15 protein-coding genes are annotated in these 14,755 nt (G+C 64.8%); 8 read left to right on the plus strand and 7 right to left on the minus strand.

Annotation, left to right across the window (positions count from 1 at the left end; all coding sequences use genetic code 11):
- Positions 1–2: 2 nt before the first annotated feature.
- The 4 genes from JMY28_RS21475 to JMY28_RS21490 all read right to left on the minus strand — a co-directional run bounded on the left by JMY28_RS21475 (position 3) and on the right by JMY28_RS21490 (position 3,239).
- Positions 3–1,502, minus strand: a complete 1,500-nt coding sequence (locus tag JMY28_RS21475) for a DUF1800 domain-containing protein (RefSeq protein ID WP_201697922.1) — start codon at positions 1,500–1,502, stop codon at positions 3–5.
- Between the two features lie 86 nt (positions 1,503–1,588).
- Complete coding sequence (locus tag JMY28_RS21480) at positions 1,589–2,101, minus strand: periplasmic heavy metal sensor (RefSeq protein WP_201697923.1); 513 nt, start codon at positions 2,099–2,101, stop codon at positions 1,589–1,591.
- Entirely contained in the window at positions 2,098–2,577 is a 480-nt protein-coding gene (locus tag JMY28_RS21485; RefSeq protein WP_201697924.1) for a hypothetical protein, read from the minus strand. Before JMY28_RS21485 ends, JMY28_RS21480 begins: the two co-directional genes overlap by 4 nt.
- On the minus strand, positions 2,574–3,239 hold the full coding sequence (locus JMY28_RS21490) for an RNA polymerase sigma factor (RefSeq protein WP_201697925.1): 666 nt from the start codon (positions 3,237–3,239) through the stop codon (positions 2,574–2,576). Before JMY28_RS21490 ends, JMY28_RS21485 begins: the two co-directional genes overlap by 4 nt.
- 413 nt (positions 3,240–3,652) lie before the next feature.
- Between JMY28_RS21490 and phaP the strand changes: the two genes are divergently transcribed.
- The 4 genes from phaP (at position 3,653) to JMY28_RS21510 (ending at position 7,531) form a co-directional block, all read left to right on the plus strand.
- Positions 3,653–4,216 carry a TIGR01841 family phasin gene (phaP, locus tag JMY28_RS21495; protein ID WP_201697926.1) on the plus strand — a complete coding sequence of 188 codons (564 nt, stop codon included), beginning with the start codon at positions 3,653–3,655 and terminating at the stop codon, positions 4,214–4,216.
- A gap of 135 nt (positions 4,217–4,351) precedes the next feature.
- Entirely contained in the window at positions 4,352–5,533 is a 1,182-nt protein-coding gene (locus JMY28_RS21500) for an acetyl-CoA C-acetyltransferase (protein ID WP_201696930.1), read from the plus strand.
- Between the two features lie 268 nt (positions 5,534–5,801).
- Positions 5,802–6,545, plus strand: coding sequence for an acetoacetyl-CoA reductase (phbB, locus tag JMY28_RS21505; RefSeq protein ID WP_201697927.1), 744 nt, complete (start codon positions 5,802–5,804; stop codon positions 6,543–6,545).
- A 230-nt stretch (positions 6,546–6,775) separates the two neighbouring features.
- Entirely contained in the window at positions 6,776–7,531 is a 756-nt protein-coding gene (locus JMY28_RS21510) for an IclR family transcriptional regulator (RefSeq protein WP_201697928.1), read from the plus strand.
- 15 nt (positions 7,532–7,546) lie between these two features.
- On the opposite strand, the gene JMY28_RS21515 is transcribed toward JMY28_RS21510, so the two are convergent.
- A complete protein-coding gene (locus JMY28_RS21515; RefSeq protein WP_201697929.1) occupies positions 7,547–8,125 on the minus strand; it encodes a VOC family protein in 579 nt (192 codons plus the stop codon).
- A gap of 145 nt (positions 8,126–8,270) precedes the next feature.
- Here JMY28_RS21515 and JMY28_RS21520 point away from each other — a divergent pair, with 145 nt between their 5' ends.
- From JMY28_RS21520 to JMY28_RS21535, 4 genes are all read left to right on the plus strand, one after another.
- Positions 8,271–9,122, plus strand: coding sequence for a fumarylacetoacetate hydrolase family protein (locus tag JMY28_RS21520; RefSeq protein ID WP_201697930.1), 852 nt, complete (start codon positions 8,271–8,273; stop codon positions 9,120–9,122).
- Between the two features lie 85 nt (positions 9,123–9,207).
- Positions 9,208–10,755, plus strand: coding sequence for a bifunctional 3-(3-hydroxy-phenyl)propionate/3-hydroxycinnamic acid hydroxylase MhpA (gene mhpA, locus JMY28_RS21525; protein WP_201697931.1), 1,548 nt, complete (start codon positions 9,208–9,210; stop codon positions 10,753–10,755).
- Between the two features lie 173 nt (positions 10,756–10,928).
- Positions 10,929–12,251 (plus strand): MFS transporter, encoded by a 1,323-nt coding sequence (locus JMY28_RS21530; RefSeq protein WP_236596976.1) that lies wholly within the window; start codon positions 10,929–10,931, stop codon positions 12,249–12,251.
- Between the two features lie 212 nt (positions 12,252–12,463).
- On the plus strand, positions 12,464–12,700 hold the full coding sequence (locus tag JMY28_RS21535) for a hypothetical protein (RefSeq protein WP_201697932.1): 237 nt from the start codon (positions 12,464–12,466) through the stop codon (positions 12,698–12,700).
- Positions 12,701–12,739: 39 nt separating this feature from the next.
- On the opposite strand, the gene JMY28_RS21540 is transcribed toward JMY28_RS21535, so the two are convergent.
- Positions 12,740–13,528 carry an ABC transporter substrate-binding protein gene (locus tag JMY28_RS21540; RefSeq protein WP_201697933.1) on the minus strand — a complete coding sequence of 263 codons (789 nt, stop codon included), beginning with the start codon at positions 13,526–13,528 and terminating at the stop codon, positions 12,740–12,742.
- Between the two features lie 48 nt (positions 13,529–13,576).
- Positions 13,577–14,731 carry a methionine aminotransferase gene (locus tag JMY28_RS21545; RefSeq protein WP_201697934.1) on the minus strand — a complete coding sequence of 385 codons (1,155 nt, stop codon included), beginning with the start codon at positions 14,729–14,731 and terminating at the stop codon, positions 13,577–13,579.
- Between the last annotated feature and the right edge of the window lie 24 nt (positions 14,732–14,755).

Below are 14,755 nucleotides of genomic sequence, written 5' to 3' on the forward strand. Positions count from 1 at the left end.
GGTTATCTCCTCAGGAAATCGGGCGAGACGAGCAGCAAGGCGATCGCAGTGGATGCGCTTTCGGCGTGCGCGACCGCGGTGGCCGTGGGCGCGCTGAGCGTGGCGCCCATGAGGGTGTCGCCGAGCGTGCGCGGGTCGAGCCGGTCGCCCACGCGCGCCGAGAAGCGCTGCGCGACTTCCACGCGGCGCACGAGCGCATCGGGCGCGGCCCAGCTTGCGGCGATATCGTCGTAACCGGCGGGAGAACCCGGCCGCCACACTGGCTGGCCAAGCTGCGTGAGCAGCGGCGCGGCATTGATGTCGCTCACTTCACTGAGTCCGCGCCAGCCTAGACCGCGCATCGACGAAACGGTCCATTCCCACGGCGTCTTGAACTTCGCATCGACCGGCGCCCACGCTTGCGGCGCTTCGACGAGCGCGCGGTACACGGTCGGGAGATCGCCGCCGCTTTGTTCGAAGGCGAGCGCGAGGCGCTCGGTGAGTGCGGGCGGCGGATTGTCGGCGACGAAGTGGCGCGCGAGCTGGAACGCGATATGGCGGCTCGTGGCGCTCGCATGCGCGAGGTCGTTGAGGATGGCGAGCGCCTGCTGCTCGCCCGGTTGATCGTAGCGCTTGCCCATCACGGTGCGCGCGCCCGGCTCGTGCTGTGCCGGGCGGAACACGAAGCTGCCGGGCGCTGCTGCATTGGCCTCCGCATTGGCCACCGCGTTGGCCGCATTCCCAGGCTGCGGCCCGCGCACCCCCGCCACGCTCCAACCCGTGAGCGCACGTGCGAATTCGGTCACATCGTCCTGCGTGTAGCCGGTGCGCACGCCGAGCGTGTGCAGTTCCATGATCTCGCGTGCGAGGTTCTCGTTCAGACCACGCTTGTGCGCGGGGTCGCGCTCATCGGCGCGTAGCGCGGCCCGGCTGTCGGGCCCAACGGAGCGCGTCTGGTCGAGAAAGAGCTGCATGGCTGGGTGCTGCTCGACCGCGACCAGCATGTCCGCGAAATTGCCGAGCACGTGCGGGCGTATCGCTTCCATTTCGAATGCGCCCGCAATGCCTGCAATCAGCGCTTTATCCACCGATACGGCGAAGTGGTTCGACCAGAAATGCACGAGGCGCTCGACGAAAGGCGTGTCGGTCTGCAAGGCGCTCGTGAGGCGCGCGTTGACGGCGCTGCGGTAGATGCCCACGCTCTCGCGGCGGATCGCCTGATTGACCGCGCGGCGTGCGGCTTGTTGTGCGTCGGGTTGCCCGCTGGTTCGTGCGTTGGTGTCCGAAGCCGCGCTCGCTGCCGCGTCGCCCGCCATGCCTTGCTGGCGCTCTGTGCCGAAGCGCTCGGCGAGCGCCAGCGTACCCGGCTCGTTGCGCCATGCTGCGGGCAACGGTTCGTATGCGGAGAACTGGCTGAGCAGCCAGCCTTGAGGATTGGCGGGCGGCGTTTCGTCGGCGCGCGCGCCGAGGCCGAAGCGGTTCATGGCGATCGCGCCGGCGCGGGTATTCGAAAGGCTTTCCATGCGCGGTCCTTGTACTCGTTGGAGCGTTGCGTATTCCCGTTAAACGGTCGTCGCTCGCGTTATCCGTCGCTGGTCCGCCAACTTTTTTATTGCGAGCCGCCTGCGTCGCTTACGGCATGTTGCGGCTGCTTTTGCTGCTGCGCCGGCAGCCGCCACTGGCCGCGCTTTTCGAGTCCTTCGACGAACTTCACGCGTTCTTCGGGCGTGAGCGTGGCCGCGAAATCGACCACGCCGCTTTCGACTTGCGCACGCAACGCGCTATCCGCTGTGCGCGTGCGCGTGAGCGCGGTGTCGATGGCGTTGCGGTCGAGTTGCGGCGCGGCGAGCAGGTCGAGCACCTCGCGCCGTCCGTCACGTCCGTCGCGCGCGTACTGGCGGCCTTCGCGGCGCGAGGACTTGAGCGCTTGCTCGAACTGCTGCTGGCGCTGCGCCGAAAGTTCCTCGGTGGCGAAGCGCAACGCCACGCGCTGCGCGGGTTGCACCTGCGGCTCGCCGCGCACGGCGAACCAGCGCCAGGCGCCGCCCGCAATGGCGCCGAGCAGAAAGACATTCAGGAGTACCGAGCCGACGAGGAGCGTCTTCCATGAGCGGCCGTTCATTCGTCACTCCCTCCGGCGCCGGGGTTGAGGTTCGATTCGCTCCAGTCCGAACTCGTCCCGCCAAAGCTCGTGGTGAGCCAGGTCTCGTGCGGTGCTGCGGGCGTCGTGCCGCCGAGCACGACAAGCGATATCGTCAGCGCGCCCGCGAGCGCTCCGGCGAGACCCACCCCCGCGAATGCCGCGCCGGACCACCAGAATCTGCGGCGCTTCGCGGCGGAAACGGGCTTAACTGCGGGCCTGACTGCGGGCTTGACCGGTGCGCCCGCAACGATCTCTTCGAAGCGCGCGCGCGTGGGCGGCGCAACCATGTCGCGGGAGAGCCAGCTATCGAGCTCCATGGCTTCATCGAGCGCCGCGCTCGCTTGCGCGCGATGCGCGCGCGCCCATTCGAGCGCGTCGTTGCGCTCGCGCTGCGGCCAGCGCTGCGGGTCGGCGCCATAAGCCGCGACGAGGGTGTGAAATCGTTCGAGTGTCATACGGAGTCCTTACCGGCAGATTCGCCGGCCAGTTGAGCGCGCAAGGTGCGCCGGGCGCGCGCCAGCAGGCTTTCGAGCGCGTCCACCGAAATATCCATCAGGCCGGCTGCTTCGAGGTTCGACAGCTCCTGATAGTAAGTGAGCACGAGCGCTTCGCGCTGACGCACGGGCAGCGCCGCGAGTGCGGCGCGCACGCGTTCGTCGCGCGTGCGCGCTTCGATCTGCTGGTCGGGCGAGCCTGCGGGATCGGGTGTCGGCTCGCTCAGGGCGTGCACGTCTTCTACGGTCTCTTCGCGGCGTCCGCGCAAGCGGTCGTAACACAGATTGAGCGCCACGCGATGCAGCCACGTGTCGAATTTCGCTTCGCCGGTGCGCCAGGCCGGCGCCTGTTTCCAGATCCGCATGAAAGCTTCCTGGGCGACGTCTTCGGCTTCGCTGCGGTCGCCCAGCATGCGCGTGGCGAGTGCGATAAGGCGCGGCAGCTTGCTTGCGACGAGCGCGCGCACGGCAAGCGGATCGCGCGCGCCGACGCGCGCGACGAGGTCCGCGTCAGGATCGCGTTCGTTCAAGGCCTTCCTGGCCCTGGAGGTCTGCAAAGTTTGAACCGCAGGCGAACCCGCTGCCGCGCCGTCATTGTCGTTTCTCAGTTTGAAGTCGGGCATTCACGCGTTATGCCGATCTACGCCACGTCATGCCCAGTGGCCCGGAATCCATCGCCAGTTCGGGCCGTCCTCGACCCAGTGGTCAACAGCCCCTATATGACTTGAACGGCGCCGCGGGGAAAATCCGTCGCGGGCCGTTTAATCCGCATGCAATTTCCGCGCTCAACGTCGAACTTACCGATTCGGAAAGTATGTTGCTTGACAACTGCAAGATCCGAACCCGAAAGACTTACGTTAAGGGTTTATACCTAATATGAACCGCCACAAAATTGTTAAATTTCTGTCTTAGAATGGACATTCTAGATTGACTGCGGCAATGCAACATTAGTTTCCAAACATAGGAATACAGCCGTAAGTCAAGCCATCGGGGGTTGGCGCTTTCATTAGTATGACTAACCAAGGAGCATGAACTGATGTCCGTTTCCGCACCCGAACAATTCCGCGCGAACTACCAGGCTGGCGTCGCAGCGTTCTTTGCGCTCACGAAACCCGTTTTCCAGGGTGTGCAGGCCGTGATCGATCTCAACGTGCAGGCCAGCAAGGCTGCTATCGCTGAAAGTGAAGCGACACTCAAGGGTGCCCTGCAGAGCGGCAATCCCACCGAGTTCCTGACGCAACAGATTGGTGCGTCGCAGCAAGCGGCCGCCAAGGCCATGTCGTACGGCCGCCACCTCGTCGACATCGCGACGACGACGCAAAACGAGTTGATCCAGGCCGCCCAGGCGCAATCGGGCGAGCAGGAGCAGCGCTTCAAGGCCTTTTCCGAAGGCCTGACGCAAAACGCACCGGTCGGCGCGGAGTCTTTCGTCGCGGCCATGAACTCGACGTTCGCCGCCGTGAACAATGCCGCCGAGACGCTGCGCGGCGTGACCCGCCAGGCCATCGAAACGGCCCAGAGCAATTTCCAGAACGTTGCCGCCTCCGTCCAGGAAGCCACGCCGGCAACCGCTAAGGCGACGAGCCCGGCCAAGGCCTGATTTCCGTTCCTGCCAGACCGGCAAGACCCCAAGACCCGCCTTCGTCGTCGTAACTAAACGACGAGGGCGTGGCATTTGCCGGCTCAGCTTTCAAAACATCGATATTTCAGCGTAATTGCAGAGCAGGAGCTCAACATGACTGACATTGTGATCGTTTCGGCCGCACGTACGGCAGTAGGCAAATTCGGCGGCTCGCTCGCGAAGGTGGCGGCGCCCGACCTGGGCGCCATCGTCATCAAGGCCGCGCTCGAGCGCGCCGGCGTGAAGCCCGACCAGGTGAGCGACGTGATCATGGGTCAGGTGCTGACCGCTGGTTCGGGCCAGAACGTGGCGCGCCAGGCATCGATCAAGGCGGGGCTGCCCACGGCCGTTCCCGCCATGACGATCAACAAGGTGTGCGGCTCGGGCCTGAAGGCGGTGATGCTGGCCGCCAACGCGATCATCGCGGGCGATTCGGACATCGTCGTCGCAGGCGGCCAGGAAAACATGAGCGCCGCGCCGCACGTGCTGCCGGGCTCGCGCGACGGCTTTCGCATGGGCGATGCGAAGCTCATCGACAGCATGATCGTCGACGGCCTGTGGGACGTGTACAACCAGTACCACATGGGCGTGACGGCGGAAAACGTCGCGAAGGAATACGGCATCACGCGCGAGGAGCAGGACGCGTTTGCGGCGCTCTCGCAGAACAAGGCTGAGGCTGCGCAGAAGGCGGGCCGCTTCGATGCGGAAATCGTGCCGGTGGCGATTCCCCAGCGCAAGGGTGAGCCGCTGCAGTTCGCGACCGACGAATTCGTGCGCCATGGCGTGACGGCCGAATCGCTCGCGGGTCTGAAGCCGGCGTTCAACAAGGAAGGCACGGTGACGGCGGCGAACGCCTCGGGCCTCAACGACGGCGCGGCAGCGGTCGTGGTGATGTCGGCGAAGAAGGCCGAAGCGCTGGGCCTGAAGCCGCTCGCGCGCATCAAGGCGTACGCAAGCGGCGGCGTGGACCCGAAGATCATGGGCATGGGCCCGGTGCCGGCTTCGAAGCGTGCGCTGGAGCGCGCGGGCTGGTCGGTGAACGACCTCGATCTCATGGAGATCAACGAGGCCTTTGCCGCCCAGGCGCTGGCCGTGAACAAGCAGATGGGCTGGGACACGTCGAAGATCAACGTGAACGGCGGGGCGATTGCGATCGGTCACCCGATCGGCGCATCGGGCTGCCGGATTCTCGTGACGCTGCTGCACGAAATGCAGCGCCGTGATGCGAAGCGCGGTCTCGCCTCGCTGTGCATCGGCGGCGGCATGGGTGTGGCGCTCGCGCTCGAGCGCGCTTGAGTTCGCTTGATCCTGCTTGATGCCGCTTTCAAAGCACTAAGCAACGTAGTAACCAGGTAGCAAGCGGCTCGTCGCACGCGCAAGCAGCGGCGAGCCGCCCGTAGCAGCAACCACGCGCAATACTAGAAATTGACCAGAAGCCGCGCGGTATTCGCCTTGTCTTCATCCTGGGTGGAGGGTGAAGCTGGGCAACAGTGTATGTGGCGCCTGCTCGCGTAACGCGTAACGCCACGGATTAAATGACGCACAACTCTCGCGGATATATAGGATGACGAATCGTATTGCATTGGTAACAGGTGGTATGGGCGGCCTTGGCGAGGCCATCAGCGTGAAGCTGCATGATGCGGGCTATCGCGTCGTCGTGACGCATTCGCCCGATAACGCGGGCGCCAAAGACTGGCTGGCGCGCATGAAGGAGACCGATCGCGAATTCCACGCATGTGGCATGGACGTAGCCGACTATGACTCGTGCCAGCGCGGCGCGAAGAAGATCCAGAGCGAAGTCGGCCCTGTCGATATTCTCGTGAACAACGCGGGCATCACGCGCGACATGACGTTCCGCAAGCTCGACAAGGTCAACTGGGACGCCGTGCTGCGCACGAATCTCGACTCGATCTTCAATATCTCGAAGCCGCTGTGCGACAGCATGGTCGAGCGCGCGTGGGGCCGCATCATCAATATTTCGTCGGTGAACGGCTCGAAGGGTTCGGTCGGCCAGACCAACTATGCCGCCGCGAAGGCCGGTATGCACGGCTTCACGAAGTCGCTCGCGCTGGAAGTGGCGCGCAAGGGCGTGACCGTGAACACCATTTCGCCGGGCTATCTCGCCACGAAGATGGTGACCGCCATTCCTCAGGACATTCTCGATACGAAAATCCTGCCGCAGATCCCGATGGGCCGCCTCGGCAATCCTGGCGAAGTCGCGGCACTCGTGCTGTTCCTGTGCTCGGACGAAGCGGGCTTCGTGACGGGCGCAAATATTCCTATCAACGGCGGCCAGCATATGCAGTAAAGCTATGCTAAACATGTGCCGCGCATGAATGATGTCAGGCGAATATCGCCTGATGGATGCGCGGCGCATGTGGCACCGGTAATCCGTACCGACCGCCGCATTGCAGGGCGCGTGTAAAGCGCGCCCTGCAATGCGGCGGTTTTGCATGGTGCCGCGGGGTTTGCGGGGCACGAACGCCCTGAAGCGTGCCGCTATAATTGGCCACCTCAAGCATGACCGGAGACCGGCCTTTGTCGAGCATTGCGAAACTGCTGTCCATCCTCGAACTCTTTTCCGAGGCGCGGCCTTTTCTTTCCGCCGAACAGGTGGCGGCCGAACTGCAATGCTCGGTGCCGACCGCTTACCGCTATCTGCGTGAACTCGTCGACACCGGCATGCTGCTGCGCTTCGTGGGCGGCGAATATGGCCTCGGCCCGCGCATCATCACGCTCGACTACCATCTGCGTATTTCCGATCCGCTGCTCAAGGCGGGGCAGCCGGTCATGCGCGAGCTGGCGGAGCAATCGGGCTTCGACGCCGTCATGTCGCGCTGGTATGGCAACGAACTCGTCGATACCCATCGGGAATCGCACGACGCCGTTTTCGACCTGCGCTATGGACGTGGCCGTCCGCGTCCGCTCTTTCTTGGCGCTGCGCCGAAGGCGATCCTCTCCACGTTTCCCAAGGCGAAGCTCGCCGCGCTGTTCGAGCAGTACCCCGAGGACATCGCCGCTAGCGGACTCGGCGCCTCGCTCGAAGAATTCCGCGCGAGTCTGCTCAAGATCCGCCGCGCGGGTTTCTATCTCTCGAAGGGCGAACTCGAAGCGGGCATGTCCGCCGTCGCTTCGCCGCTCTTTACCGACGCATCCGGCGAAGCCGTGGCCTCGCTTGCGCTCGTCGTACCCGAGCAGCGCCTCGCGTTCTTCAACCTCGAGCGCGTGGTCGAGGCCGTGAAGGAAGCCGCCGCGCGCATTTCCACGCGCGTGCGTGCATTGATCGAGTCGTAAAGCGGTGGAACGGCGTCACGCTACGCCCATACGCACCGCCATCTCCCTCTCCCACACCGCGCGCGGCCGAAACCCCGGCAACGCGCTCGCATGGCGCTCGACCTCGGCTAGCAACGCCTCGTCGGGCAGCGTGAAGTCCACGCTCACACGCATGGGCTGATCCACGTACCACGGCGTATCGATGAAAATCTCCAGCCGGTTGCCTTCCGGGTCGCGTGCATAGAACGAAATCGCATTGCCGTGCGTGACCGGAACGATTTCCTCCATCCCTTCCTCTACGAAGCGCCGGTGAAAGTGCTTGAGCGTGGCGAGGCTGTCCGCCTCCAGTGAAATCTGGTTGATCGGATTGAACGGCAACTGTTCGGGCCTGCCGCTCGCCAGCACGATCTGGTGATGCACGCGGGGATCCCGGCTGAGAAAAACCAGGTTGACCGTGCCGCGCGGCGAGGGCAGCGTGCCGCGGTCCGTCACCGTGAATTCGAGCACTCGCGTATAGAAGTCTTCGACCTTCGCCATGTCGGTCACGAAAAAGCCCATGTGGCTGAGCGTGAGGCCGGTTCGCTTCGTGGCTTGTTCGGTGTTCGGCAGAGTCATGCTGTCTCCAGTAGTAGTGATAAACCCTGATAAAAATGAAGTTGTGCAGGGCGTTTTGCGTAGTGTATTCTCAAAATACGATAAACGCACCAAAAAATACGCGTCCCGATTCCAGAGAAAACCCACTTTTTATCACCGGAGCATCATGAAACTCGCCAGCTTTTCCACCCATGAAGGTTCGTCGTTCGGCGTTGTGCGCGGCGGCGCGGTTTTCGACCTCAAGAAGCGCCTCGACGGCCGCTATGCGGACCTCAAGTCGCTGATCGCGGCCGGCGCGTTTGCGCAAGCCGAGCACGCCGCGAGCGAAGGCAAGGGCGACTATCCGCTCGCCGAAGTCACGCTCGAACCCGTCATTGCGAATCCGCAGCAGATCTTCTGCGTGGGCCTGAACTACGCGGAGCACGTGAAGGAGACCAACCGCGAGACCACCGAGCAGCCCGTGATTTTCATGCGCCTGCCGGCATCGCAGGTGGGCGCGGGCGAGCCGATGCTGCGTCCGCGCGAGTCGACGCAGTTCGACTATGAAGGCGAGATCGCCGTGATCATCGGCGAGGGCGGACGGCGCATTGCCGAGGCCGACGCGTGGCGCCATATCGCGGGCTACAGCTGCTACAACGACGGCTCGGTGCGCGACTGGCAGCGCCACACGGGCCAATGGGGGCCCGGCAAGAACTTCTACCGCACGGGCGCGTTCGGCCCGTGGATGGTCACGAGCGACGAGATCGAGCCGAATGCGCTGATGACGCTCGTCACGCGCCTGAACGGCCAGGAAGTGCAGCGCGCGACCACGCAGATGCTGATTCACGGCATTGCGAAGCAGATCGCGTATCTCTCCACCTTCACGCCGCTTTTCCCCGGCGACGTGATCGTGACCGGCACGCCGGGCGGCGTGGGTGCGAAGCGCAATCCGCCGCTTTTCATGAAGCATGGCGACGTGGTGGAAGTCGAGGTGGATCGCATCGGCACGCTCAGGAATGCCATCGCAGACGAAGCGTAAGTTGCAGGACGCCGTCCGTACGATGCGGGCGGCGCGGTCATCCACGGAGTTATCCACGCAGTTAGCTATGTATCAGGTGAATGGGATGAAGGATCTCGTAAGCAATTCGGTATGCGAAGCAAATCCGGCGCCCGACCATGATGTCGCGATCATCGGCTTCGGGCCGACGGGCGCAACGCTCGCCAATCTGCTCACGCTGCGCGGCCTGAAAGTCGTGGTGTTCGAGCGCGACAAGGACGTGTTCCAGCTGCCGCGCGCTGTGCACTTCGACGGCGAATGCATGCGCGTGTTTCAGGCCGCCGGGATCGCGCAAATGCTGCTGCCGAACCTCTTCGTCGGGCCCGGCATGAAGTTCGTGAACGCGCGCGGCGAGCTGATGATCGACTGGAGCCGGCCCGGCGGCATTGGCCCGCAAGGCTGGTGCGCAAGCTACAAATTTCATCAGCCGGATCTCGAACGGGCGTTGCGCGCGCAACTTTCCGCGCGCGGCGGGGCCGACGTGCGTTTGCGTCACGAGGTGTTCGCGCTCGACGAACGCGACGACCACGTGCGCATCCGCTTCGAGGATACGGCGCAATGTCGTCTTGACTGCACCACGGCGCGTTACGTGGTGGGTTGCGACGGCGCGCGCTCGACGGTACGCCGCTTCATCGGCACGGAGCTTGCCGATCTGAAATCGCACGAGCGCTGGGTTGTGGTGGACGTGCTGCTGGAAGGCGAGCGCGCCGATCTCGGCGACTACTCGATCCAGTACTGCGACCCTGCGCGCCCAACCACCTACACGCGCGGGCCGCACAACCGCCGCCGCTGGGAAATCATGGTGATGCCGGGCGACGACGAGCGCCGTGTCGGCACGGCCGAATGGATCTGGGAGCGGCTCGCCCGATGGATCACGCCCGAGCACGCACAACTCGAACGCTCGGCGATCTACACGTTTCATTCGGTGATCGCGCAAGGCTGGCGGCGCGGCAGGCTGCTGATCGCGGGCGACGCGGCACATCAGACGCCGCCGTTCATGGGACAGGGCATGGCGGCGGGCATACGCGACGCCTCGAACCTCGCATGGAAGCTCGCCGATGTGATCGAAGGCGCGCTGCCCGAAACGCTGCTCGATACCTACGAGAGCGAGCGCGAGCCGCACGTGCGCACGTTCATCGAAACGGCGGTGCAGTTGGGCGGCGTCATTCAGGCGACCGATAGCGACGCCGTGGCCGCGCGCGACCGCGCGATGACGGCGGCGATTCGCGAGTTCCGCACGCCGGAGCCGCGTTTGGGGCCGGGCTGGCATGCGGGTGCCGCTGGCGGCGATATCGGGCCGCAACCCGTGTTCGAAGACGGTACGCGTCTGGACGACGCCGTGGGCTATCGCTTCGCGCTGGTCGTTGACGAAGCGCTTGCGCAACGCGCACACGACGCGCTCGCGAACACACCACAACGCGAGCGCGTGGCGATCGTTCCGGCTATGCAAGAGCCGCTTCGAACCTGGCTCGCGCAAGCCGGCGCGCGCGCCGTGCTGCTGCGGCCCGACCGCTATGTTGGCGGCGTGGCGCACGATGCGAGCGAACTGGATGCGCTGCTCGAACGCGCAGGCGTTGCGTGTGCGCAGCAGCGGCGCGAGGCCGCGGCAGCTTAATCCGGCTTGACGCCGCTTTAACCCGCTTGACCCCGCTCGACCCCGTTTGACCCGGCCTCAGGGCGGCGCAGTGGAACGCGGCCGCCCGGGCCGATGCCTTTGAAGCCAGGGCGCAGGACGAAGATCCGCTAACAGCCCCCAAGCGCCGCCAATTCCATCATTAAGGAGAGCATATGGAGACGACACCCTCACGGCCAGCATCGCAGGCCGCGGCACCTGGCCTGACCCGCGCCCAATGGAAAATGATCCTCATTGCGAGTCTGGGCGGCTCGCTGGAGTTCTATGATTTCGTGATCTACGGTTTCTTCGCGCACTCGATCGCCGCGCAATTCTTTCCGGCGAGCGATCCGCTCGTGAGCATGCTGCTCACGTTTTCCGTGCTCGCCATCGGCTATATCATCCGGCCGCTCGGCGGCATCGTGCTCAGCAGCCTTGGCGACCGCATCGGCCGGCGGCCCGTGTTCGTGGGCTCGATCGTCGTCGTGACGCTGGCGACCATCTGCATTGGCTTGTTGCCCAATTACGCGCGCTGGGGCGTTGCCGCGCCCATCGCGCTGATTGGCTTGCGTGTGCTGCAAGGCTTTTGCGTGGGCGGCGAAATGCCCGGTGCGATCACCTATGCGGTGGAAGCGGCGCCGCGCCGCGCGGGCCTCGCGGCCGGGGTGATCGTCTGCGCGATCAATACGGGCGTGATGCTCGCGACGATCGTCAATCTCGCCGTGCAGTCCGCGCTGACGCCTGCCGACGCCGCGAGCTACGGCTGGCGCATTGCGTTCCTCGTGGGCGGTGTGTGCGGGATCGTTTCGTATCTGTTGCGACGCAATCTCGACGAGTCGCCCGAGTTCAAGCAGATGCAGGGCGCCGTGGTGAAGCAGCCATTTCGCGAAACGCTGCGCCATCATCGCGGCGCGGTGGTGGGCGGTGCGCTTTCGATTGCGGTGATGGCGGGCTTCAACGGCGTGCTCTACGGCCACATGCCCGCGTATCTGATCGAGACGCTGAACTACGCGCCGCGCGAGGCCGCGCTCGCACAGAATGCGTATTTGCTCGTGAGTTCGGCGGGGCTGCTCGCGGCGGCCTGGGCTGGCGACTTCGTGCCGCGTCGATACTTGCTACGTGTTTCGTGCGTGCTGCTCGCCGCGCTTGCGTGGCCTTTCTATACGGCGCTCGCGTCGCACAGCATGAACGTGGTGGTGTTGTTCGTGCTTGCTGCGCTGGTGTTCTCGCTCGCAAGCGGCACGTGGGCTTCGGTACTTGCCGACCTCTTTCCGGTGCAGGTGCGCTTTAGCGGCATCGCGCTCGCGTACAACGTTTCGGTGGTCGTGTTCAGCGGCTTTGCGCCGTTACTCTGCGCGGCCTTCGTGCGTGCGAGCGGATCGCCGGCGGCGCCTGCGTGGTACGTGATCGGTTCGGCGCTGGTCGCCCTGGTGGCGAACCTCGGGCTGCACGCTTCGTCGCGCTCGCGGGTGGAGCGCCAGGCGGCCGCGGCAGGCTAGGTGTAGCTGTAGCGGCGGGATCTGGGCACGCCCGATGCGCTAACTGGCAAGCGGCAGGAGAAAGCGCGGGTCGGGCCGGGAACTGCCACCTGTCGAAGCCCGCAAGGAGAGAGCCATGTCTATGCTCGTTGCGGGCCGCTTCACGACCCGACCCGCAGCGTCGAACCGTTGCGCGAATGAGCGCAGCGGTATTGCATTGCAAGGAGGCAGCCATGAAGCATCACGAGAGCGCGGACGACGACGGTACGAACGTCAAGCATCCGCAGCATGAAAGCAGCGAGCCGCTCGCGCGGCGTCACCCGCATGAGCCGCGCTCGGTGGGCCGCCAGGGGCATAGCGACGTGGAAAGCGGGCAGGAGGACACGGACCGCCGGGGCGCCGATGCACACCAGCAGCGCACGAAGAACGATGCTCAAGTGAACCGCAATTCGCGGGAGGGGCGGCGCTGAGTTCGCTCAAGCCTGGCGCGCGCCCCTGTGTGCGGCCTCTTACTTGGGCGAGACGTCGATATCGCCGAAGTATTTGCGTGCGAGCGACGTGACCGTGCCGTCGGACTCGATCTTCGCGATGGCCGCGTTCAGGCGATCGCGCAACGCCGTGTCGCCCTTGCGGATGCCGAACGCCACGCCGCTGCCTAAAATCTTGTCGTCGCGCACGGCCTCGCCCACGAACGCGAAGCCCTTTCCTTCGGGCTGCGAAAGAAAGCCTTTCTGGCCCGCGGGCGCGAGCAGGAGCGTCGCGTCCAGACGCCCCGCGCCGAGGTCCGCGTAAATCTGGTTCTGGTCCTGGTAGGGCACGACCGTCACGCCGGCCGGCTCCCAGTGCGCCTTTGCGTAGGTTTCCTGAATCGACGACTGCAGTACACCCACTCGCTTGCCCTTGAGCGAGGCGGCGGTGGCCACGAGTCCGCTGTCACCGCGCGCGATCAGGCGACTCGGCACGCGATAGATCACAGTGGTGAAGTCGATGGCCTCGCGGCGCTTTTTGGTGGCGTTCATCGCCGAGTTGATGGCGTCGAACTTGCGCCCTTGCAGCGCGGGAATCAGGCCGTCGAACGACGTTTCCACCCATTTGCAGGTCATGTTCGCCTTGGCGCACACGGCATTGCCGATGTCGATATCGAAGCCCTGCAGCGTACCGTCCGAGGCCTTGGTTTCGAACGGCGCATACTGCGCCTCGACGCCGAAGCGCAACAGGTTTGTGTCGGCGAATGCCGAAGCCGGGCCGAGCACGCCGTACACGCATGCAAGCGCGAGGAGCGCGTTGAGTCGCTTCATGATGATCTCCTTGCCTATCAGTTTCGTTGTGTTTCGAATGCAGATGCCTTAAATCGCGCAAAGGCGACGCGCGCCTTCGAGCAATGTTTCGTCATCCTTGGCAAAGCTCAGGCGGATGATGCCTTCATCTGTGCCGTCGGTGTAGAACGCCGAGAGCGGAATCGTCGCCACGCGGGCATCGCGGATGAGCCTCAGCACAAAGTCGCTGTCGCGCTCGTTCGAGAAAGACCGGAAGCGCGCGAGCATGAAAAAGCTGCCTTCGCTGGGCAGCAACTCGAATCGCGAGGCTTCCAGCGCGCGTGTGAGCAGCTCGCGCTTGTGCTGGTAGAAGGCCGCCAGACCCAGATAGCTTTGCGGTTCGGCAAGTGCCTGCGCGAACGCATACTGCATAGGTGTGTCGGCGGAAAACACCATGAACTGGTGGACCTTGCGGATTTCGTCCATCAGCGCGGCGGGTGCGAGGCAGTAGCCCACGCGCCAGCCCGTGACGTGATACGACTTGCCGAACGACGAAACGATCACGCTGCGTTCGGCAAGCTCGCGGTAGCGCGCCATGCTCCGGTGCGGCGCGCCGTCGAACACCACGTGCTCGTACACTTCGTCGGAGAGAATCACGATGTCGGTGTTGCGCGTGAGCGCGGTGAGCCGCGCAATGTCGTCCTCGCCGAATATCGTGGCCGTGGGATTGTGCGGCGTGTTCACGATGATCATGCGCGTGCGCGGCGTGATGGCCGCGCTCACCGCATCCCAGTCCACGCGGAAATGCGGCTGCGCGAGCTTGATCGCCACGGGCTTAGCGCCCTGCAGGCGTACGATGGGCGCATAGCTGTCGAACGCCGGCTCGAAATAGATCACTTCGTCGCCGGGGTGCACGAGCGCGCTGATCGTCGAGTACAGGCCTTCGCTCGCGCTCGCGAGCACGGTCACTTCGCTCGACGGATCGTAGTGCGCACCGTGAAGCGTCTCGAACTTGGCGGCGAGCGCTTCGCGCAAGTCGGCGAGGCCCGCCATCGGCGCGTACTGGTTGTGGCCTGCGCGCATGGCGGCGGCCACGTCGTCCACGAGCTTCGCGCTCGGGTCGAAATTCGGCGCGCCTTGCGAGAGGTTCAACGCTTGATGCTCGGCCGCAAGCTGGCCGATCACCGTGAAAATCGTCGTGCCCACATCGGGCAGCTTCGAGCGGGCCTGGGCGGCGCTCTGCATGGTCGGTCTCCCTTCGGGCGGCGC

The sequence above is a fragment of the Paraburkholderia hiiakae genome (assembly GCF_904848665.1).
Taxonomy (GTDB): domain Bacteria; phylum Pseudomonadota; class Gammaproteobacteria; order Burkholderiales; family Burkholderiaceae; genus Paraburkholderia; species Paraburkholderia hiiakae.